Annotated in this window: 18 protein-coding genes; 14 read left to right on the forward strand and 4 right to left on the reverse strand. The window is 71.2% G+C overall.

The annotated features are described in order from the left end of the window. Position 1: 1 nt before the first annotated feature. The 6 genes from MFF58_RS02095 (at position 2) to MFF58_RS02120 (ending at position 4812) form a co-directional block, all read left to right on the forward strand. On the forward strand, positions 2-712 hold the full coding sequence (locus MFF58_RS02095; RefSeq protein WP_238284968.1) for a TenA family protein: 711 nt from the start codon (positions 2-4) through the stop codon (positions 710-712). A 107-nt stretch (positions 713-819) separates the two neighbouring features. Further along, positions 820-1527 carry a DJ-1/PfpI family protein gene (locus MFF58_RS02100; protein ID WP_238284970.1) on the forward strand — a complete coding sequence of 236 codons (708 nt, stop codon included), beginning with the start codon at positions 820-822 and terminating at the stop codon, positions 1525-1527. 145 nt (positions 1528-1672) lie between these two features. Then, positions 1673-2134 carry a tellurite resistance TerB family protein gene (locus MFF58_RS02105; RefSeq protein WP_238284971.1) on the forward strand — a complete coding sequence of 154 codons (462 nt, stop codon included), beginning with the start codon at positions 1673-1675 and terminating at the stop codon, positions 2132-2134. 333 nt (positions 2135-2467) lie between these two features. Then, positions 2468-2872: a CidA/LrgA family protein gene (locus tag MFF58_RS02110; RefSeq protein WP_238284972.1), complete on the forward strand. Its 405-nt coding sequence runs from the start codon at positions 2468-2470 to the stop codon at positions 2870-2872. 4 nt (positions 2873-2876) lie between these two features. Further along, positions 2877-3593 carry an LrgB family protein gene (locus MFF58_RS02115; RefSeq protein ID WP_238284973.1) on the forward strand — a complete coding sequence of 239 codons (717 nt, stop codon included), beginning with the start codon at positions 2877-2879 and terminating at the stop codon, positions 3591-3593. A gap of 811 nt (positions 3594-4404) precedes the next feature. After that, the gene (locus MFF58_RS02120; RefSeq protein ID WP_238284974.1) at positions 4405-4812 is read left to right on the forward strand and encodes a Ros/MucR family transcriptional regulator; all 408 of its coding nucleotides are present in this window, start codon (positions 4405-4407) and stop codon (positions 4810-4812) included. A 29-nt stretch (positions 4813-4841) separates the two neighbouring features. Here MFF58_RS02120 and MFF58_RS02125 read toward each other — a convergent pair whose 3' ends face one another. Both MFF58_RS02125 and MFF58_RS02130 read right to left on the reverse strand, forming a co-directional pair. Next, positions 4842-7511: an MGH1-like glycoside hydrolase domain-containing protein gene (locus MFF58_RS02125; RefSeq protein WP_238284975.1), complete on the reverse strand. Its 2670-nt coding sequence runs from the start codon at positions 7509-7511 to the stop codon at positions 4842-4844. A 96-nt stretch (positions 7512-7607) separates the two neighbouring features. Beyond that, positions 7608-8282 carry an HAD-IA family hydrolase gene (locus MFF58_RS02130; protein ID WP_238284976.1) on the reverse strand — a complete coding sequence of 225 codons (675 nt, stop codon included), beginning with the start codon at positions 8280-8282 and terminating at the stop codon, positions 7608-7610. Positions 8283-8481: 199 nt separating this feature from the next. On the opposite strand from MFF58_RS02130, the gene trpA reads away from it, so the two are divergent. The 4 genes from trpA (at position 8482) to MFF58_RS02150 (ending at position 12758) form a co-directional block, all read left to right on the forward strand. Further along, positions 8482-9321: a tryptophan synthase subunit alpha gene (trpA, locus tag MFF58_RS02135; RefSeq protein ID WP_238284977.1), complete on the forward strand. Its 840-nt coding sequence runs from the start codon at positions 8482-8484 to the stop codon at positions 9319-9321. A 69-nt stretch (positions 9322-9390) separates the two neighbouring features. Further along, the gene (gene accD, locus MFF58_RS02140) at positions 9391-10287 is read left to right on the forward strand and encodes an acetyl-CoA carboxylase, carboxyltransferase subunit beta (protein WP_238284979.1); all 897 of its coding nucleotides are present in this window, start codon (positions 9391-9393) and stop codon (positions 10285-10287) included. Between the two features lie 8 nt (positions 10288-10295). Then, the gene (locus MFF58_RS02145; RefSeq protein WP_238284980.1) at positions 10296-11621 is read left to right on the forward strand and encodes a bifunctional folylpolyglutamate synthase/dihydrofolate synthase; all 1326 of its coding nucleotides are present in this window, start codon (positions 10296-10298) and stop codon (positions 11619-11621) included. Positions 11622-11855: 234 nt separating this feature from the next. After that, positions 11856-12758 (forward strand): outer membrane protein, encoded by a 903-nt coding sequence (locus MFF58_RS02150; RefSeq protein WP_238284981.1) that lies wholly within the window; start codon positions 11856-11858, stop codon positions 12756-12758. 116 nt (positions 12759-12874) lie between these two features. Here MFF58_RS02150 and trxA read toward each other — a convergent pair whose 3' ends face one another. Then, positions 12875-13198: a thioredoxin gene (trxA, locus tag MFF58_RS02155; RefSeq protein ID WP_010682902.1), complete on the reverse strand. Its 324-nt coding sequence runs from the start codon at positions 13196-13198 to the stop codon at positions 12875-12877. A 292-nt stretch (positions 13199-13490) separates the two neighbouring features. Next, positions 13491-17009 carry a double-strand break repair helicase AddA gene (gene addA / locus MFF58_RS02160; RefSeq protein ID WP_373323248.1) on the reverse strand — a complete coding sequence of 1173 codons (3519 nt, stop codon included), beginning with the start codon at positions 17007-17009 and terminating at the stop codon, positions 13491-13493. A 183-nt stretch (positions 17010-17192) separates the two neighbouring features. On the opposite strand from addA, the gene minC (MFF58_RS02165) reads away from it, so the two are divergent. From minC (MFF58_RS02165) to minE, 4 genes are all read left to right on the forward strand, one after another. Further along, entirely contained in the window at positions 17193-17846 is a 654-nt protein-coding gene (gene minC, locus MFF58_RS02165; RefSeq protein ID WP_238285316.1) for a septum site-determining protein MinC, read from the forward strand. A 110-nt stretch (positions 17847-17956) separates the two neighbouring features. Next, complete coding sequence (minC, locus tag MFF58_RS02170) at positions 17957-18682, forward strand: septum site-determining protein MinC (protein ID WP_238284983.1); 726 nt, start codon at positions 17957-17959, stop codon at positions 18680-18682. A gap of 29 nt (positions 18683-18711) precedes the next feature. Further along, a complete protein-coding gene (gene minD, locus MFF58_RS02175; protein ID WP_238284984.1) occupies positions 18712-19527 on the forward strand; it encodes a septum site-determining protein MinD in 816 nt (271 codons plus the stop codon). After that, complete coding sequence (minE, locus tag MFF58_RS02180) at positions 19524-19862, forward strand: cell division topological specificity factor MinE (RefSeq protein ID WP_238284986.1); 339 nt, start codon at positions 19524-19526, stop codon at positions 19860-19862. Before minD ends, minE begins: the two co-directional genes overlap by 4 nt. Positions 19863-19996 lie beyond the last annotated feature (134 nt).

The following is a 19996-nucleotide window of genomic DNA, read 5'->3' on the forward strand; positions in this document are numbered from 1 at the left end:
CATGGAAATCCCAGCCCAGGGCCACGCCACGACCGGTGACGGCGGGCCGGGCTCGTTCTCCCGGGACGCCTGGACGCGCAACGCGGCCGCCTACGAGGCGATCCGCGTGATGCCGTTCAACGCGGAACTCGCGGCCGGCACACTGCCGCAGGACCGGTTCCGGCACTACATCGTGCAGGACGCCCATTACCTGATCGGCTTCGGCCGCGCCCTCAGCCTCGCCGCCGCCAAGGCGCCCGAGCCCGACGGGATCGTGCAGTTCGCCCGCGCCGCGCAGGACGCGATCGTGGTCGAGCGCGCCCTCCATGGCGGCTTCTTCCGCGACTACGGGATCGGCCCGGAAACCTTCGCGGCGACGCCGCAAACGCCGGCCTGCGATCACTACGTCTGCTACCTGCTGGCCACGGCCTACGCGGAGCCGTTCGAGGTGCTGTGCGCGGCCCTGCTGCCGTGCTTCTGGATCTACAAGGCGGTGGGCGACGATATCTTCGCCCGGGCGGCGCCCGCCAACCCGTACCGGGCCTGGATCGACACCTACGCGGGCGCCGAGTTCGCCACCGCGGTGGCCGCCATGATCGCCGCCACCGACCGGGCGGCCGGGGCGGCGTCACCCGCGTCGCTGGCCCGCATGCACCGGGCCTTCGCGCAGGCGACCCGCCTCGAATGGATGTTCTGGGACAGCGCCTACCGCGACGCGTCCTGGCCCCTGTGACCGGGGCCGCCCCGAGCCGCCGCGCCCTCGTGACGGCCGCGCTGGCGGCGACCGCTCTCTGGCCGTCGCGCGCCGGGGCGGCCGATGGGCCGACGCGGATCGCGCCGATGCCCGTCGCGCCGTCTCCTGTCGCGCCTGTCCGCGACCGCCCGGTCCGGATCGCCATGGTCCTCTATCCCGGCATGACCGCCCTGGACCTCGTGGGTCCGCAGGCGCTGCTGGCGGGGTTGGCGCCGGGCCAGCTGCACCTCGTCGCCGAGTCGGCGGGTCCGGTCGCGAGCGACACGGGCCTCGCCCTCGTGGCGACCGGGAGCTTCGAGGCCTGCCCGTCAGATCTCGACGTCCTGTTCGTCCCCGGCGGGGACGGGACGCCGGCCCAGATGCGGAACGACGCGCTCCTGGCCTTCCTGCGCGACCGCGCCGCGCGGGCGACCTTGGTGACCAGCGTGTGCACCGGATCGCTGATCCTCGGCGCGGCCGGACTCCTGCGGGGCTACCGCGCGACCTCGCACTGGTGCGTGCGCGACGCGGTCCTGCCGCTCCTCGGCGCCGAGTCGGTGGCGGAGCGCGTGGTCTTCGACCGCAACCGGGTCACGGCGGCCGGGATCTCGGCGGGGCTCGATCTGGGCCTCGCCCTCGCCGCGCGGCTGCGCGATCCCGATTACGCCCGCACCGCGCAGCTCGTGGCCGAGTACGCCCCCGAGCCGCCCTTCCGGGCGGGCACGCCCGCGGAGGCCGGCCCCGCGATCGTCCGCGCCGCGGAGGCGATCCTGGCGCCGCTCGTAGCCGGTGCGACCGAGGCGGCGCGCCGCTGAGCCGTGCGGGAGTACCGCGGGAGCCGGGCGGGCGCGCCGCGGAAGCGATGCAGCCTTGCCACGCTCTGGCACGACCTGTGCTCGCAACCTTGACGGCGGGATACGCCCGGCCGAACTGTGCAGTTCAAGATCCGCCGGAGCCGCCATGTCCCTGATCGCACGCCTGCGCGCCTACGCGGCCGAGGCTCTCGGCGTCGGCCATATCGAGGTCGTGGACGACACGCATCTCGCCGCCACCGCGCTCCTCGTCCACGTGGCGCGGGTCGACGGCATCCTCGCCCCCTCCGAGAGCGAGCGCCTGTGGCGCCTCGTCCAGGGCCACTACGCCGACGGACCGGAGGCGGCGCGCGTGCTGATCGAGCGGGCCACCGCGGTGGACGCCGAGATCCGGGACGTGGTCAGCCTCGTCGAGATGCTTCCCCACGAGGCCGACCGGGACGAGCGCCAGGAATTGCTCACCATGGCGTGGTCGGTCGCCGCGGCCGACGGCCGCGTCGATGAGTTCGAGGAGGCGCTGGTCGAACGGCTCGGGCGGCTGCTCGGCTTCGACGACGCCGCCATCGCGGCCGCGCGGCAGGGCGGTCAGCAGGGCGGCGCAGCGGCCTAGGGTCGTGCCGGATCGCTCCGCAACCGGGCTCGTCGAGGCGCGGCGTCCGCGGACGCGGACGATGCGACGGACCTCGCTTCGGCGACGGCGCGCCGATCCCCGACCGCGCGCCGCGTGTCCGCGAAGATCGCCCGGGGCCGCCTGCGCGGCCTCCGCCGCGTGCCGGATCTCCAGGATGAGGGTCACGATGGTGGAGCCCCGCCCGCCTGCCGCGGCTCGCCCGGCCGCGTCGCGCGCGGGTGCGGGTCCCCTCAGGCTCCCGTTCCGTTGCGCGCGCTTCGGCAACCCCGGTCGCCACGGCGCCGGAGGGCGCGCCAGCCGACGAGCCGACCGATGATCGCGAGCCTCGCGCTGATCCTGCTCGCCCAGTTGCTGGGTGAGGCCCTGGCCCGCGGGGCGGGCGTACCGATCCCGGGTCCGGTCATCGGCATGGGGCTGATGTTCGGCTTCCTGCTGCTGCGCGACGACGCCCGGATCGGGCTGCCGCGCTTCCTGCCGCGACCGCTCACCGACGGCACCCTCGAATCGACGGCGCGCGGGCTGCTGATGAACCTGTCGCTGATGTTCGTCCCGGCGGGAGTCGGCGTCGTCGGCCGGCTGGACCTGCTGCGGGCGCAGGGCGTCAAGCTCGCCGTCGTGCTGGTGGTTTCCACGGCCCTGTCCCTTCTGGTGACCGTCCTGGTGTTCCGCGCGGTCGCCGCCCTGGTGGAGCGGCGCGGGACCGACGGGGAGCCCTGACGGGATGGGCGGCGACTTCTCCCTCTGGGTTTACCTCGCCAAGACGCCGCTGCTCTGGCTGACGGTGACGCTGACGGCCTACGTCCTGGCGGACCGCATCGCCGCAGCGACGGGCCGGCACCCGATCGCGAACCCGGTCCTGATCACCGTGGTGCTGGTGGGCAGCGTCCTGGCGGCGACCGGCACGCCCTACGCGGCCTATTTCGAGGGCGCGCAGTTCGTGCACTTCCTCCTGGGACCGGCCACCGTGGTGCTGGCCATGCCGCTCTACGAGCGCCGCGCGACCGTGATGCGCGCGCTGGTACCCATGCTGGCCGCGCTCGCGGCGGGGGCGGCGACGACGCTGGCGGTCGTGATCGGCTTGGCGCGGCTGCTCGACATCCCCCAGCCGATCCTGGTGTCGCTCGCGCCAAAATCGGTGACGTCGGGCGTCGCCATGGGTATCGCGGAGGCCCTCGGCGGCGATCCGACGCTGACCGCGATCCTCGTGATCCTCACCGGCATCATCGGCGCCATCCTGGTGACGCCGATGATGGATGCCCTGCGCATCCGCGACATGCGCGCCCGCGGTTTCGCGGCCGGCCTCGCGGCGCACGGCATCGGCACGGCCCGCGCCTTCCAGGTGAGCGAGGTGGCGGGGACCTTCGCGGGCATCGCCATGGGGCTGAACGCCTTCCTGACGGCGATCCTGGCGCCGCTGGCGCTGCACCTGCTGTTCTGACGGCGTGCGGCCGGACGACGGGCGGTTCGGCAGGTCGGTCGCGGGAAAGGTTCGTGCATCCGGCGCCCGCGCGACGCCCGGGCCCGGACCCAGATCCGGAATCAGGCGCTGACGCACCGGAGCGAGGCCCGGCGGACCACCCAACGCCTCGAGCAACCGGCGCCCGTTCCGCCCATTCGGATGCTGCGGAGGCCGTGCTCGCTGCCGACGTGCATGTGAACCGGCGACAAGCTTGGACGAAGATTCTTTCGGCGCGGTGAGTACCGTTATCCAATAGCCTTCAAATACGTTGAAACGATCAATTTATCTGAGCATCTCCAACGCCTTTATTTTCAATGGAGCGACATCAAGAAGCATCTGTTCGATCTTGATCGCTGACGATTTCCTGACTGGGTAAGATGCGACGACCCGGGCCAGCCATGTATAAATGAATATTGTATAATTAATATCATTAGAATGGTTTGTGACGAGTAAATGTATTTGTTTACGTGCGGATTTAAGGTTAATCTTGGAATGTGGCCGCTCCCCGCTCGTGAGGCGGACTGACGACAGATTTCACGGCAAAGCTACGGGCCACAGTGTCGTGAATTTCGCCCCGGTGAGTCTTCGCTGCCGCACCGCACTCGAAACGGCAAACCGACGCGGTCACCGATATTGACCGCATGTTTCTATTAAAAGTAGAACTGAGTGCGCATAAAGCGCGTGGCGGTTGTAATCGCAGTCTCGCGACGACGAATGGCGGACCGCGCCATCGCCATTCGAGGGCTGAGACGCGCCGCGTTCGAAGATCAAGAGCACCGAGGAGACGACCATGCCGAACGCCTCGCCGAGCGTCGAGCTCGCCGCGAAGATCCTGAGTGCCTACGTGACGCGCAACAGCGTTCCCGCTGGCGTCCTGCCGGATCTCCTGTCGGAGGTTCATCGCTCGATCGCAGGCCTCGACCGTTCGGCGGAACCGAAGATCAGCCGTCCGACAGAGGCTCAGATCCGGGCCTCGGTCAGGCCGGACGCCCTCATCAGCTTCGAGGACGGAAGACCGTACAAGACGCTGCGCCGTCACCTGACCATCCGCGGGCTCACGCCGGAGGCCTACAAGGCGAAGTGGGGCCTTCCGGTCGACTACCCTTTGGTCGCGGCGACCTACAGCGCCCGCCGGTCGAGCATCTCGCGCCAGATCGGGCTGAGCCAGCGGCTTCGGACGAGTCACGCCGCGGAGTAGGTCGCCTCCGGCATCATCCGCCGCCGCACTCAGCGTGGGTGACCGGGGACCGGGGCCTGCGCGGTCGCGACCTCCTGGATCAGCAGGGCCACGAGACCGGACCAGCCGGTCTGGTGGGACGCGCCGACGCCGCGGCCGGTTTCGCCGTCGTAATACTCGTAGAACAGGATGAGATCGCGGAAATGCGGATCCTCCTGCTCGATCCGGCTGGTACCGTAGACGGGCCTCTGCCCGTCACATCCGCGGGCGGAGAGGCCGATCAGCCGCAGGGCCAGGTCCTGTGCGATCTCGCGGAGGGATGAGGTCTGGCCGGAGCCGGTCGGGGCCTCGACCCGGAAGTCCGAGCCGTAATAATCGTGGAAGCGGTTCAGGCCGGCGATGAGCAGGTAGTTCACCGGCAACCAGACCGGACCGCGCCAGTTCGAGTTGCCGCCGAACAGACGGGAGCGCGACTCCGCGGGTTCGTAGGCGAGCCCGAGATCCCGGCCGTCCCACGCGAAGCAGAACGGCGTCTCGGCGTAGGCCCGCGAGACGGCGCGCAAGCCGTGCTCCGAGAGGAACTCGGCCGGATCGAGGGCACGCTGCAGCAGCGCCTTCAGCCGGTGGCCCCGCAGCAGCGACAGCAGGGCGGTCTGCTCCTGACCGGGCTCGTTCCAGCGCGAGACCAGCACCGCCAGATCGGGACGGTTCCTCAGGAAGAACGTCATGCGCGCACGCAGGGATGGCAGCCGCTCCAGGTCGCCGGCACTGATCGTCGCCACCGCGAAGATCGGGACGAGGCCGACCATGGTGCGCGCCTTGATCGGCAGGCGCCGGCCGTCGCGGGTCTCGATCACGTCGTAGAAGAAGCCTTCGTCCTCGTCCCAGACGCCCGCGCCGGTCGCGGCCGCGATCAGGAGGAAGTGCTCGAAGAACTTCTCCGCCATGTCCTCGTAGGTCGGGTCCTGCAGCGCCAGCTCGATCGCGATGCGCATCAGGTTGAGGGCGTAGGTCGCCATCCAGGCCGTGGCGTCGGACTGTGTGAGCGTGGCCCCGTCGCCCACCGGCTTCGACCGGTCGAAGATGCCGATGTTGTCGAGGCCCAGGAAGCCGCCCTGGAACAGGTTGCGGTCGTCGGAATCCTTGCGGTTGACCCACCACGTGAAGTTCAGGGTGAGCTTGTTGAAGACACGCTTGAGGAAGGCGTGGTCCGGCGTACCGGTCAGCGCGCGGTCGAGCTCGAACACCCGCCACGCGGCGAGGGCGTGGACCGGCGGATTGGCGTCCCCGAACCCCCATTCGTAGGCCGGCAGCGCCGCGTTCGGATGGGCGTAGGCCTCGTCCACGAGGAGCAGGAGCTGGTTCTTGGCGAAATCCGGATCGATCAGCGCGAAGACGATCGCCTGAAGCGCGAGGTCCCAGGAGGCGAACCAGGGGTATTCCCAGGCGTCCGGCATCGAGATGATGTCGTTGGCGCGCAGGTGCGCCCAGTCGCGGTTGCGCCCCTGGCGGCGCCCGGGGGCGGGGGCCGGCTGGGCCGGATCGCCCGCGAGCCATTCGCGCACGTCGTAGTGGTAGAGCTGCTTCGACCAGAGCATGCCGGCCAACGCCTGCCGCTGGACCAGCCGCATGTCGGGATCGGCGATGGGCGCCTGGAGCGCCGCGTAGAAGGCGTCCGCTTCCGCCTCGCGCTCCGCGAAGACGGCGTCGAAATCCGCGAAGGGCTCCCCCGGGGCGGATTCGGCGCGCAGGCGCAGGCGCAGGGTGCGGGTCTCTCCGGGTGCCAAGTGCAGGTTGAAGCGGGCGGCGCATTTGGTGCCCGACAGCCTGTTGGCGGCGTGCGGGTCGCCGCCCACGACGCAGCGGTCGATTCCGTCCTTGTAGAAGCCCTCGGCGGGGCCGCTGCCGAACAGCCGGTGCGTGTTCGTCTCGTTCTCGGTGAACAGGAGTTCGTGCGCGTCCTCGGCGTGGAAGAGCATCGGCGGCATCGCGGGATGGCGTGCCCAGACCGCGTCGTCGGACCCGGCCATCAGCTCCGGCCGGGGGGTGCCCTGCTTCCACGACCACGTGTTCCGCGCCCAGAGCTGGGGCAGCAGGGTCAGGTCGGCGGCCTCCGTCCCGCGGTTGGTGGCGGTGACGCGCATCAGGATGTCGTCCGGGGCCGCCTTCGCGTAGGCGATCCCGACATCGAAGTAGCGGCCGGCGTCGAACACGCCGGTGTCGAGCAACTCGTATTCCGGGTCGTCGAGCCCGCGCCGCGCATTCTCGACGACCAGCTGTTCGTACGGGAAGGCGGCCTGCGGGTACTTGTAGAGCATCCGCATGAAGGCGTGGGTCGGGACGCCGTCGAGGTAGTAGTAGAGTTCCTTGACGTCCTCGCCGTGGTTGCCTTCCTGGTTGGTCAGGCCGAACAGGCGCTCCTTCAGGATCGGATCGCGGCCGTTCCACAGGGCCAGCGACAGGCACCAGTTCAGGTGCCGGTCGCCGAACCCGCCGATCCCGTCCTCGCCCCAGCGATAGGCCCGGGCGCGGGCGTGATCGTGGGGCAGGTAGTCCCAGGCGTCGCCGCCCGGGCTGTAATCCTCCCGGACGGTGCCCCATTGCCGGTCGCTGAGATACGGACCCCAGCGGCGCCAGGCCGGGTCGGTGCGCGCCTGCGCGAGCCGGCGACCCTCGGCGGTCTCGAAGAGGGGGCGCGGGACGCCGTTGGGTTCGGTCATGGACTGGCGGCTCCTGGACCCGACTTCCGGTTCGCGGATACTGCCGCGACCGGTCGCGACCCTGTCAACCTCGACCGTGCGGTGGCAAACTCCGGCTCAGCTGGCCTCGCCGGCCAGGGCCACCCGGACACCCTCCGGGGTCGCGTCGACGCGAAGCCGCCGGAAGTCCGGGATCCGGGCATGAGCGGTGCGCATCGGCGCTTGATGCGTGGCGGTGACGACCACGACCGGGGAGCCCGCCGCGTCGGCGGCCTGGATGCCGGCCGGCGCGTCCTCGAACATCAGGCAGTCCAGCGCCGCGATGCCGAGGCGCGCGGCCGCCAGGAGAATGCAATCCGGCGCCGGCTTGCCGTGCGTCACGTCCTCGGCGGCGATCATCAGGCCGGGCGTCGGCATGCCGGCGGCCGCGAGCCGCCGCTCCGCCAGGGCGCGCGGCGCCGATGTCACGATCGCCCAGCGCTCCCGCGGCAGCGAGTCCAGGAAGGTGCGCGCCCCGGGGATCTCGACGATGTCGCCGACATCCTCCATCTCGGCCCGCGTGATCGCGGCGGCCTCGGCCTCGGGATCGATTCCGGGCAGGGCGAGGCGCCGGATCGTCTCCACCGAGCGCACCCCGTGGATGGTCGGCAGGAACGTCGCGACGTCGAGTCCGTGCGCCCGGGCCCAGCGCGACCATGTCCGCTCGGCCGAAGCCAGCGAGCTGATGATCGTGCCGTCCATGTCGAACAGGAGCGCTGCGAAGCGGCGCGCGGGCAGGGGCGTCTCGGGCATGGCGCAGCGCTACGCGGGCGCCGGGGCGCGGGCAACCGGCCGGCACGCATGGCCGCGCGTCGCTGGGGCGGGACGAGCGGGGCGACCGGAGCCGGACCCTTCGACGTGGCGCCCCGCTTCACGGGCCGGCGCCTTTGGTGTAGCGCGGGTGCAACCCTGGGCCGCCGACGGCCCTGCAACCGCGAAGTCTGCCAGATCCATGCCGAGCCGCATCGACGCCACCTTCGCCCGCGCCCGCGCGGAGAACCGGGCCGTCCTCGTCACCTACGTGATGTCCGGCGATCCCGATCCCGAGACGTCGCTGGAGGTCCTGAAGGCGCTGCCCGGCGCCGGGGCCGACATCCTCGAATTCGGCTTGCCCTTCACGGACCCGATGGCGGACGGCCCGGCGATCCAGGCGGCGGGCCTGCGGGCGCTGAAGGCCAAGCAGACCGTGCCGGGCACGCTCGACCTCGTGCGCCGCTTCCGCGCCGGGAACGACACCACGCCGGTCGTGCTGATGGGCTACTACAATCCGATCCATACCTACGGCGTCGACCGGTTCCTGGACGACGCGGTGGCGGCCGGCGTCGACGGCCTGATCGTGGTCGACCTCCCGCCGGAGGAGGATGCCGAGCTGTGCCTGCCGGCGCTCGGCAAGGGCCTCGCCTTCATCCGGCTCGCCACGCCGACCACGGACGAGAAGCGCCTGCCGGCGGTTCTCGCGAACACGGCGGGATTCGTCTACTACGTGTCGATCACCGGCGTGACCGGGACGGCGACCCCCGATTTCGGCAAGGTCTCGGACGCGGTGGCGCGGATCCGGCGGCACACGGAGCTGCCCGTCGTGGTCGGGTTCGGCGTGAAGACCGGCGCGCACGCGTCGGCCATCGCCAAGGGGGCGGACGGTGTCGTGGTCGGCTCGGCGCTGGTCGACGCGCTGGTGCGCTCCCTCGACGGCGACGGCCGGCCCCAGGCCGGGAGCGTCGCCGCGGTGGTGGACCTGGTGCGCGAGCTGGCCGCGGGCGTGCGCGCGGCGGGCGTCGAACGGGCCGCCTGAGCGGCCCCTGGCGGCGGAGCACGGCCAACCTGATATTGGCGCAGGCTTGAAGCGGACGGACGCGAGTCGATGGTCGAACCGATGAACTGGATCTCGGAGGTGGTGCGCCCCCGGATCAAGACCCTGTTCAAGCGCGAGACGCCGGAGAACCTGTGGGTGAAGTGCCCGGATACCGGGCAGATGGTGTTCCACAAGGAGGTGGAGGCCAACCACTGGGTCATCCCGGGCTCGGAGCATCACCTCAAGATGAGCGCCCAGGCGCGCCTGAAGATGATGTTCGACGAGGGCACGTGGATCGACGTGGCCCTGCCCGAGGTCGCGCCGGACCCGCTGAAGTTCCGCGACGAGAAGCGCTACGTGGACCGGCTCAAGGAGGCGCGGGCCAAGACCGGGCTGCAGGACGCGTTCAAGATCGGCTACGGGCGGGTCGGCGGTTTGCCGATGGTGCTGGCCGCGCAGGAATTCGGCTTCATGGCCGGGTCGCTCGGCATGGCGGCGGGCGAGGCCTTCGTGCGCGGCGCCGAGACCGCGCTGGAGAAGCGCACGCCCTACGTGCTGTTCGCGGCCTCCGGCGGCGCGCGGATGCAGGAGGGCATCCTGTCGCTCATGCAGATGCCGCGCACGACCGTGGCGGTGCGCCGCCTCAACGCCGCGCGGCTGCCCTACATCGTCGTGCTGACGAACCCCACCACGGGCGGCGTCACCGCCTCCTACGCGATGCTGGGCGATGTCCACCTCGCCGAGCCGGGGGCGCTGATCTGCTTCGCCGGCCCCCGGGTGATCGAGCAAACCATCCGCGAGAAGCTGCCGGACGGCTTCCAGCGGGCGGAATACCTGCGCGAGCACGGCATGGTCGACCAAGTGGTCCACCGCCACCAGCTCCGGGAGACGATCACCCGCCTCTGCAAGCTCCTCACCAACGCCGCCGAGGCGGGCACGTCGCTCTCCGCCCCCGAGGCGGCATAGTCCCGCGCATGGCCTCGTCCGATGCCCTGATGGCGCGCTTCCTGGCGCTGCATCCCCGCACCATCGATCTGTCGCTGGGGCGGATCGAGCGGCTGCTCGCGCGCCTCAACCATCCGGAGCATCGGCTGCCGCCGGTGATCCACGTCGCTGGGACGAACGGCAAGGGCTCGACCATCGCGTTCATGCGGGCGATCCTCGAAGCGGGCGGCCTCGCCGCACATGTCTACACCTCGCCGCACCTCGTGCGCTTCCACGAGCGGATCCGGATCGGCGGCATCGGCGGCGGCCATTTCGTGGACGAGGACCGGCTGGCCGACGCGTTCTCGCGCTGCGAGACCGCCAATGACGGCGAGCCGATCACCATGTTCGAGATCACCACGGCGGCCGCCCTGCTGCTGTTCTCCGAGAGCCCGGCCGACGTGCTGCTGCTCGAGGTCGGCCTCGGCGGCCGGCTCGACGCCACCAACGTGATCGCGCAGCCGGCCTGCTCCGTGGTCACGCCGATCGGGCGCGACCACGCCGAGTACCTCGGCGACACGGTCGAATCGGTGGCGACCGAGAAGGCCGGGATCTTCAAGCGCGGCTGTCCCGCGGTGATCGCCGCGCAGGACTACGCCGAGGCCGACGCCGTGCTGTGCCGCCGCGCCGAGGCGGTCGGGGCCGGCCCGATCCTGGTGGGCAACCAGGATTTCTCCGTCCACGAGGAGCGCGGTCGCCTCGTCTATCAGGACGAGACCGATCTGTTCGACCTGCCGCGTCCCAAGCTCGCCGGCCGGCACCAGCTGGTCAACGCCGGGACGGCGATCACGGCGCTGCGCGCCGCAGGATTCGGCGACATCGGCATCGAGGCGCTGGAGAAGGGACTCACCGACGTCGACTGGCCCGGCCGGCTGCAGCGCCTCGGCCGCGGGCGCCTCGCCGCGCAACTGGATCCCGGCGCCGAGCTGTGGCTCGACGGCGGCCACAACGTCGACGGAGGCCGGATCCTGGCCGCCGCGATGGCGGATCTGGGCGAGAAGAGCGACGTGCCGCTGGTGCTCGTCGTCGGTCTGCTCGGCACCAAGGACGCCGACGGCTTCCTGCGCAATTTCGTCGGTCTCGCGCGCGCCCTCGTCGCCGTCCCGATCACAGGAACGCTGGCGGCACGCCCCGCCGAGGAGGTCGCCCGGATCGGCGAGAGCGTCGGCCTCTCGACCTATGCGGCGCCGAGCGTCGAGGCGGCTCTCGCACTCGTGAAAGACATTTCCTTCGAGCGTCCGCCCCGGATCCTGATCTGCGGGTCGCTCTACTTGGCCGGCTTAGTCTTGGCGGCCAACGACACCCCGCCTGTCTGAGTCGTCGCCAGTCTGGGCGGGGCCGAGTCGGCTGCAGTCGGCTCACGGATCCTCACTGGACATCTCGCCAGCTCTGGACTCCCGCTTCGGAAGGTCGTCGATTCGCCGCAATTGATCCCGCCGACAGCCCGCCACGGCCACGCTTTCCAGCGGCTGTGGCAGCTAAGCTACATCCACGGCGGTCACGATCGCATAATTTCACTGGCGATCGGGCTAATGCTGGGGATCACAGTAATGAAGAAGCTTCTCACCTCTCTCGCCGCCTTCACGGCGCTCACCGCCGCCGCTTCGGCCGCCGACCTGCCGCGCCGCGCTGCGCCGCCGCCGATCTTCACGCCCGTTCCGGTGTTCACCTGGACCGGCGCCTACTTCGGTATCAATGCCGGCTACGCCTTCGACGCCAGCAGCAACGGCAACAACAGCTTCACGCAGATCCCGGGCGCCAACCCGGTGGCGATCACGGCCGCCGGCGGCCTGTTCGTCCCGCCGATCCTGACCCCGGGCTCCTCGCTGACCTACGGCCGTAACCAGAACGAAGGCTTCTCCGGCGGTGGCCAGATCGGCTACAACTACCAGTTCACCCCGGGCACGGGTGTCGTCGTCGGCTTCGAGGCTGACGCTCAGTACCTCGACTTCGGCGGCCGTCGCCAGGGCTTCGCCATCGCGGGTGCCCCGGGCGCCGGCTTCGGCAACTTCGTGCCGGCCAACGGCCTGCTCAGCACGCTCGACTTCTTCGGCACCGTTCGCGGCCGCCTCGGTTACGCCTTCGACCGCGTGCTGTTCTACGGCACCGGTGGTTTCGCCTACGCCACGGGCGACCAGGGCGCGCGCGTCGCGTTCCAGAACTTCTCCGGCAGCCGCAGCAGCTTCGTCACCGGCTGGACGGTCGGCGGCGGTATCGAGTACGCCCTGCCCACCGACTCGTTCCTGAACTTCTTCCGCTCCTCGGCCGTCACGCTGAAGGTCGAAGGCCTGTACGTGAACCTCGATCAGGGCCGCAACACGGGTCTGCCGCTGGTCGGTGGCTACATCACCCCGGCCGGTCTGGTGCCGGTGTTCAACAACGTGCCGGTTCGCAACAACGCCGAGTTCGCCGTCGTCCGCGCCGGCCTGAACTACAAGTTCGGCTCGTACTGAGACCGGACGACCGGTCCCGGGCACAAGCCCGGGGCCTGCTATAAAAATTGGGTCCTGAAACCGAGAAAGCCCGGCCTTGCGGCCGGGCTTTCTTTTTGCGTGCCCGATGCGCGGGATCAGGCGGTCTGCGCACCGATCCAACGAGACAGATCACCCTTCGGGGCCGCGCCGACCTTCTGGTCGACCCGCTCGCCGTTCTTGAACAGCAGCAGCGTCGGGATCGAGCGGATGCCGTACTGGGCGGCGATCTGCGGATTCTCGTCCACGTTGACCTTGGCGATCTTCACCTTGCCCTGGAGATCGGTCGCGATCTCCTCGAGCGCCGGGCCGATCTGGCGACAGGGGCCGCACCACTCCGCCCAGAAATCCACCACGACCGGCTCGGCGGACTTGAGTACGTCCTGCTCGAAACTCGCGTCGGTTACTTTCACCGTCGCCATCACGTTACCTTTCGGTCTGCGCCGCACGTCGTGCGGCGTCGAGCGGGCAGGGGCCCGCGCGGTCCATCCAGAATTGGAGACGGGCCCGCGTGCGGTCAAGAAGTCGAGCCCCTCGGGCGAGCGCTCTGATGGGGATGCACCCCACGCATGTGTGCTGGCGCATGCCGGACCCGTAGCGGAGGGTCGACCGGACGCCCAGTCGGTCAGGCCCGTCCGGTCGCGTCGCTCCACTCCTGCGCCCGGCCGGACCGCGCCGAACGACGCAATCACCGAAGGCCGCATCGACTCCGCGTCAGGCGGAGATCCCGGCCCGGTCGAGGGCCGCCGCGATGTCGTCCGCGCTCAGCTCGCGGATTACCGGTCCCGAGGTCCAGATGAGCATCGGACGGATTGTCAGGCCCGGATAGATCTGACCGAGAAGCCGTGCGTAGACGGCGATCTGTCCGGCCTCCGCGGGGGGCAGCGGCGCCTCCGCCTCGGGCGGGCGCCCGGTCTTGAAATCGGCGATCCGCACGGTGTCGGCCGTCACCGACAGGCGGTCGACGCGGCCCTGGACCGGCCGCTCGGCGCCCCCCGCCCGCACCCGACCCGACAGGCTCACTTCGGCACGCGCGTCGGGCGCGAAGAGGGGGGCGAGATCCGGGTCGTCGATGATGCGCAGGACCGATCGCACCAATCCGTAGAAGGCCGGCCGGGGCAGCCCCGGCGCCCGTGCCTGCACGAAGGCCAGCCCGGCCGCCTCGCGGCGGGCCGGTTCGACGCGGGGCAGATGCTGGAGCAGCGCGTGGATCAGGATGCCGCGGCGTCGGGCCTGGGCCTCCGCCAGGCGCGGCGGCGGAACGCGGGCGCCGTCCGCCGCGCGGAGGGCGTCTGAGGGACTGAGCGTCTGGAACTCCGGCTCCGGCGGAACCGGGCTGCGCAGCCAGTCCGGCGCAGGCCGTGGCGCCGCCGCTGGACGCGGCACCTCGGGTGCGCGGGATGCGTCGCTGCCGTCGTGCCAGACCGTCGCCGGTCCGTAGGGCAGCTCGACCATCCGGCCCGTGCCCAGCGCGGCCTCGAGGCCGGCCTGCACCATCCGGCACCAGGCTGTCTCGGTCTCGCGCTCGTGGCCGCGGAAGGGCGCGACGATCAGCCGGTCGGCCGCCCGGGTCATGGCCACGTAGAGGAGGCGGTTGTGCTCCTGCCGCGCCCGGGCGAGCAGGGCGGCACGGGCGGTCTCCGTCGCCGCGCAATCCTGCGTCCGGCCGCTGGACCAGACCGGCGGCACCACGGCTCCGTTCGCCGCCAGGGGCAGCAGGGGCGGATCGTTGCGGCCGAGGGGTTCGCACCCGTCGAGGACTACCACCACCGGCGCCTCCAGGCCCTTGGCGCCGTGCACCGTCATGACCCGGACCTCGTCGCGGCCCGATTCGAGGTCGCGTTTGACCGTGTGTCCGGCCTCGGCATCGATGTAGCGGGCGAGGAAGCCGCCCAGCGAGGGCGCGTCCTCGGCGGATTCGGCCTGTGCGGCGGCGGCGAGGAACACGTCGATGGCGTCGCCCGCCTCACCCCCGAGTCGGGCGACCAGCTTGGCCCGGCCATTCTGCGGCCCCAGCAGCCGGGCGTAGAAGCCGAACGGCCCGTGGAGGCCCGCGAGCGCGATCCACTCCGCGAGCGTCTCCAGGCCGCGCCGCGCCGCCGCATCGCCCGACGCGGCGTGGCGATGAAGGGCGTCCTCCAGCGTCTCCGACAGATCGCGACGGGCCGCGATCCGCACGAGGTCCTCGTCGGTGAGGCCGACCAGGGGCGTCTTGAGAGCCGTCGCGAGGGTCAGGTCGTCGGCGGGCAGGAGCCCGGCCCGCCCGGCAGCCACGAGATCGGCCACCGCGATATGGGCGGAGACCTCCAGCCGGTCCTGCCCGGCCACCGGGACGCCGAGGCTTTTGAGCGCGCGGATCACCTCCTCGAAGGCCGGGCCGCGCTTGCGGACCAGGATCAGCACGTCGCCGGGTCGCCACGCCCGGCCCGTGGCATCGCCCTGGCTCGTCCAGGTTCGTACCGCCTGCGCCACCCGCCGCGCGGTGATGATCGCGGGGGCGCTGGTCTCCAGGGCGTCCACCGGGGCCGTCCAGGCATCCGGCTCGGCCGTGGGTTCCGGCTCGGCGATGGGCCAGAGCTCGACCGCGCCGGGGGCGTCGGGCCGCGCACTGGCATGGACGGTCCGGCGCACCGTGTCCTCGAACGACAGGCCCTCGTTGTGCGCGTCAAGGGCGAACACCGCGTCGACGGCGCGCAGAACCAGGCTGGTCGAGCGGAACGACAGGGTGAGCGGCACGTCCGCGAAGTCCAACCCGGCCGCGCGCGATTCGGCGATCCAGGAGGCCCGCGTCAGGGCGAATTCCCGCGGCTCCGCACCCTGGAAGCCGTAGATCGACTGCTTGGGATCGCCCACCGCGAAACGCGTGCGGCTGCCGGTGCGCGCGCCTTCGCCGGCGGCAAATTCCTGCGTGATGGCGCGCAGGATCGCCCATTGCTCGGGGTTGGTGTCCTGCGCCTCGTCGACCAGCACGTGGTCGATGCCGCGGTCGAGCTTGTACAGGACCCAGCCGGCGCCGACCCGGCCGAGCAGGTCCAGGGCCTTGTGGATCAGGTCGTCGAAGTCGAGGGCGCCGAGCCGGGCCTTCTGGGCTTCGACGCGGCGGTGGATCTCGGCGGCCAACAGGAACAAGGCGTGAGTCCGCGCATGGGCGCGGGCGGCGCGCAGGCGGTCCGACAGCGGGTCCAGACGGTCGCGCTCCGCGATCAGGACCTCCTTCACGCCGGCCGGAACGCTCTTGGTCCCGAGGCTGCCGTCGGCCTTCGGCTCGTCCTTCTGGGTGAAGAAGACGGCCCGGTACAGCGCCAGCGCCTCGGACCGGTCCGGGAGGTCCTCGGAGCGCGCCCGCTCGGCCTCGGCGGCCGCCAGGGCGTCGGCGAGCTTCTCGTCGTTGGCCTTGCCGGTGCGCAGCGCCTGGATCAGGGCGGCCCGATCGTCCGGCCGGCAGCCGGCGCCGCCCTCCAGGATCGCCGCCTCGATCCGCTCGGCGCTCTCCTCCGCGGCGAGACCCAGCGCGTCGTGCAGGCGGGCGAACGCGGCTTCGAGGCCGGCCGAATCACCCACGAGGCCCCGGGCGCGCATCGCCGAGCGGATCGCCGCCCGGAGCGTGTCGCCTGTCGCCTCCGGGGCCACCCGGGCCAGAGCGGCGCTCAGCGGCGTGTCGCCGTTCGACACGGCGTCCGCCAGCACGTTGGCCATCTCGATGTCGAAGAGTTCCCGCGCCTTGGCCTCGTCGAGCACCACGAAGCGGGCCGGCACGTTCGCCTCGAAGGGGAACATGTGCAGCAGGCGCTCGCACAGGGCGTGGAGGGTCTCGATCTTGAGGCCTCCGGGTGTCTCCACGGCCCGGGCGAAGAGCCGCCGCGCCATGCGCAGGCGCTCCGCCCCCGCCCGCTCGCCGGTCAGCTCTTCGAGTTCGGCGGCCAGCGCCGCGTCGTCCAGCGTGACCCATCGCCCGAGGAGGCGGAACACCCGGATCGCCATGTTGGCGGCGGCCGCCTTGGTGAAGGTCAGGCACAGGATCCGCCCGGGCGGGGCGCCGTCGAGCAGCAGCCTGACCACGCGGTCGGTGAGAACCTTGGTCTTGCCCGCGCCCGCGTTGGCCGAGACCCAGGCCGAGGCGCGCGGATCGGCGGCCCGGCGCTGGTTCGCCCGGGTGAGGTCGTCGACAACGAAGGGTCGGATGGCGGGCGTGGTCGCGCTGCTCAACGGTCCTGTCCGGCTCGGCGGGCGCATCTCTCTACAACAGAAACGCGCCCGCGGGGTCGCCAAGGCGTCACACCGGGCGTTGCGGGATTGCCCCGGACGCGGCGCCGCCGCATGGATGCGGACGACCCTTCCGCGACACCGAACACGCCCGTGACCCAGCCGACATCCGAGCCGGTGCGCCCGCCGATCCGCTTCCGCGGCCGCTCCTTCATGGCCACCGTCCTGGCCCCCGTGCCCCCCGTGAGCGACTGGCTCGGCGATCTCGACGCCCTGAACCGGCGCGCGCCGAACTTCTTCGCCGGCCGGCCGGTGATCCTCGACCTCGCGGGCCTGCGGCTCGGCCGCGAGGACCTCGACGGGCTGCTCGCGGAACTCACCGCGCGTAACATCGCGGTCCTGGGCATCGAGGGGGCGCCGCCCACCCTCCTGGGGGATGGTCTGCCGCCGGCCCTGTCGGGCGGTCGCCCGGCCGGGGAGATCGACACGCCCGGAGAAGCCGCGCCGACCGAGCCGCAGCCCAAGGAGACGGTCCGGTCTTTGATCCTCGACGCGCCGGTGCGCTCGGGTCAGACCGTGCTGAACCTCGAGGGCGACGTCACGGTGCTGGGCGCCGTCGCCTCCGGGGCCGAGGTCATCGCGGGGGGGTCGATCCACATCTACGGAGCCCTCCGCGGCCGCGCCATCGCGGGCGCCGCGGGCAATCCGGCGGCGCGAATCTGGTGCCGCAAGTTCGAGCCGGAACTCGTGGCGATCGACGGTCTCTACCGCGCGGCCGACGATCTCGATCCCGCCTTCCGGGGTCAGGCCGTCGAGGTCCGGCTCCTGGACGACGCGATCAAGCTCAACCTGTTGGAGCGGGGTTGAACCCCTCGATACCAGGATCCCGGCAGAATTTGCCGACCGGATCAGAAACTTAACCCTTCGGTAACCATACCCGCCGTCAATGGTCCGGTAAGGACTCTTAACGGGCGGACATGAGCGAGACCCACCCCGAGCCGATCGATCCGGAGACCGCCCCCGCGGCGGCTCCTTCCGCGCCCCGGCCGCTCAGCCTGCGCGGACGGGCCTTCAAGGCCCTGGCCCTTTCCCCCGAGCCGCCGCTTCCCGAGTGGCTCGCGGGTCTCGACGCGGCACTCAAGCGATCGCCGACCCTGCTGCAAGGCCGGGCCGTCATCCTGGATTGCGCCCGGTTCAAGCCCGAGCCGGACGCCCTCGAAACGCTCATGCGTGAGCTGAAGGCCCGCGGCATCGCGGTCCTCGGCATCGAGGGCGCCGACGCGGTCGCCGAAGGTCTGCCGCCTCTCCTCGTCAACGGACACCCGTCCGAGACGATCGAGATCCCGACCCCGGCCGAGCCGGAGCCGCAGGTGGTGACCTCGATCACGGTCGAGGGCTCGGTCCGCTCCGGACAGAGCATCATCAACCCGACCGGCGACGTGACCGTCATGGGGTCCGTCTCATCGGGCGCCGAGATCCTGGCGGGCGGCTCCATCCACGTCTACGGAGCCCTGCGCGGACGCGCGATCGCCGGCGCTGCGCGCAACCCGCGCGCACGAATCTACTGCCGCAAATTCGAGCCCGAGTTGCTGGGGATCGACCGCCTCGTGCGGACGGCGGAGGACATGGGTACGGCCCTGCGCGGCAAGGCCGCCCAGGTCTGGCTCGATGGCGGCAACATCCGAATGGCGAGCTTAGACTAAGTCAGCTCTGGATTAAGGGAGATCGACGCGTGGCAAAGGTTCTCGTCGTCACATCGGGCAAGGGCGGCGTCGGCAAGACGACGACGACCGCAGCCCTCGGAGCGGCCCTGGCGCAGGGTGGGCAAAGCGTGTGCGTCGTCGATTTCGACGTCGGCCTGCGCAACCTCGACCTCGTCATGGGCGCCGAGCGGCGGGTCGTCTACGACCTCATCAACGTGGTCAACGGCGACGCCAAGCTCCCGCAGGCGCTCATCAAGGACAAGCGTCTGGAGACCCTGCACCTGCTGCCGGCCTCCCAGACCCGCGACAAGGATGCGCTCACCGACGCCGGCGTCGCCCGGGTCATGCAGGAGCTGCGCGACAAGTTCGACTGGGTGATCTGCGACTCGCCGGCCGGCATCGAGCGCGGCGCCCAGCTCGCCATGCACCACGCCGACGTCGCCGTGGTCGTGACCAACCCCGAGGTCTCCTCGGTGCGCGACTCCGACCGGATCATCGGCCTCCTCGATTCCAAGACCGCCAAGGCGGAGAAGGGCGAGGACATGGAGAAGCACCTGATCCTCACCCGCTACGACCCGGGCCGGGCCGACCGCGGCGACATGCTCAAGACCGAGGACGTGCTCGACATCCTGTCGATCCCGCTGCTCGCCATCATCCCCGAGAGCCAGGAGGTGCTGCGCGCCTCGAACCTCGGCTGCCCGGTGACCCTCAACAACCCGCTCTGCGCCCCGGCGCGCGCCTACGCCGACGCAGCGCGCCGGCTCAAGGGCGAGGACGTGCCGATGAGCCTGCCGGTCGAGCGCAAGTCCTTCCTCGACAAGCTGTTCATGCGGAGGGCGGCATGAGCATCCTGGGGATCTTCCAGAAGCGCAACTCCGGAGCGGTCGCCCGCGACCGCCTTCAGCTGATCCTCGCCCACGAGCGGGCCGAGTCGGGTCGCCCCGACCTCGTGCTCCAGCTCCGCGAGGAGATCCTGGCGGTGATCGCCAACCATGTCGCGGTGGAGCCCGACAAGGTGAAAGTCACCCTGGAGCGCGGCGAGGGCGTCTCGACCCTCGGCCTCGACATCGAGCTTCCGCTCGGCGTGGGCGGCAAGCTCGACGCCAAGCTGGCGGCGAAGCTCGCCGAGGTCGCCGCCAACAGGGGCGGCGCCAAGGCGGCTTCCAAGAAGGCCGCTTGAGCCGGAACGGGACCGCGCCCGCCGGTATCGACATGCGCAAGCCGCGCCCGGTAAGCCGGGTGCGGCTTTCTGCGTGCGGGTTCCGCCTCGGTCCGCCGCGAGGCGCGTCCGCGTAGAAAGTCCGCGATGTTCGG

This window comes from Methylobacterium longum (assembly GCF_022179385.1).
GTDB classification, from domain to species: Bacteria; Pseudomonadota; Alphaproteobacteria; order Rhizobiales; family Beijerinckiaceae; genus Methylobacterium; species Methylobacterium longum.

Bases quoted from the DNA above. Each gene is read 5' to 3' on its own strand.
- MFF58_RS02115 (WP_238284973.1), top strand. From the start codon at position 2,877: ATGGGCGGCGACTTCTCCCTCTGGGTTTACCTCGCCAAGACGCCGCTG.
- trpA (WP_238284977.1), top strand. From the start codon at position 8,482: ATGCCGAGCCGCATCGACGCCACCTTCGCCCGCGCCCGCGCGGAGAAC.
- addA (WP_373323248.1), bottom strand. From the start codon at position 17,009: ATGCGCCCGCCGAGCCGGACAGGACCGTTGAGCAGCGCGACCACGCCC.
- MFF58_RS02110 (WP_238284972.1), top strand. From the start codon at position 2,468: ATGATCGCGAGCCTCGCGCTGATCCTGCTCGCCCAGTTGCTGGGTGAG.
- MFF58_RS02105 (WP_238284971.1), top strand. From the start codon at position 1,673: ATGTCCCTGATCGCACGCCTGCGCGCCTACGCGGCCGAGGCTCTCGGC.
- MFF58_RS02120 (WP_238284974.1), top strand. From the start codon at position 4,405: ATGCCGAACGCCTCGCCGAGCGTCGAGCTCGCCGCGAAGATCCTGAGT.
- minE (WP_238284986.1), top strand. From the start codon at position 19,524: ATGAGCATCCTGGGGATCTTCCAGAAGCGCAACTCCGGAGCGGTCGCC.
- minC (WP_238285316.1), top strand. From the start codon at position 17,193: ATGGCCACCGTCCTGGCCCCCGTGCCCCCCGTGAGCGACTGGCTCGGC.
- minC (WP_238284983.1), top strand. From the start codon at position 17,957: ATGAGCGAGACCCACCCCGAGCCGATCGATCCGGAGACCGCCCCCGCG.
- trxA (WP_010682902.1), bottom strand. From the start codon at position 13,198: ATGGCGACGGTGAAAGTAACCGACGCGAGTTTCGAGCAGGACGTACTC.
- MFF58_RS02130 (WP_238284976.1), bottom strand. From the start codon at position 8,282: ATGCCCGAGACGCCCCTGCCCGCGCGCCGCTTCGCAGCGCTCCTGTTC.
- MFF58_RS02150 (WP_238284981.1), top strand. From the start codon at position 11,856: ATGAAGAAGCTTCTCACCTCTCTCGCCGCCTTCACGGCGCTCACCGCC.
- MFF58_RS02125 (WP_238284975.1), bottom strand. From the start codon at position 7,511: ATGACCGAACCCAACGGCGTCCCGCGCCCCCTCTTCGAGACCGCCGAG.
- MFF58_RS02145 (WP_238284980.1), top strand. From the start codon at position 10,296: ATGGCCTCGTCCGATGCCCTGATGGCGCGCTTCCTGGCGCTGCATCCC.
- MFF58_RS02100 (WP_238284970.1), top strand. From the start codon at position 820: ATGCCCGTCGCGCCGTCTCCTGTCGCGCCTGTCCGCGACCGCCCGGTC.
- accD (WP_238284979.1), top strand. From the start codon at position 9,391: ATGGTCGAACCGATGAACTGGATCTCGGAGGTGGTGCGCCCCCGGATC.
- MFF58_RS02095 (WP_238284968.1), top strand. From the start codon at position 2: ATGGAAATCCCAGCCCAGGGCCACGCCACGACCGGTGACGGCGGGCCG.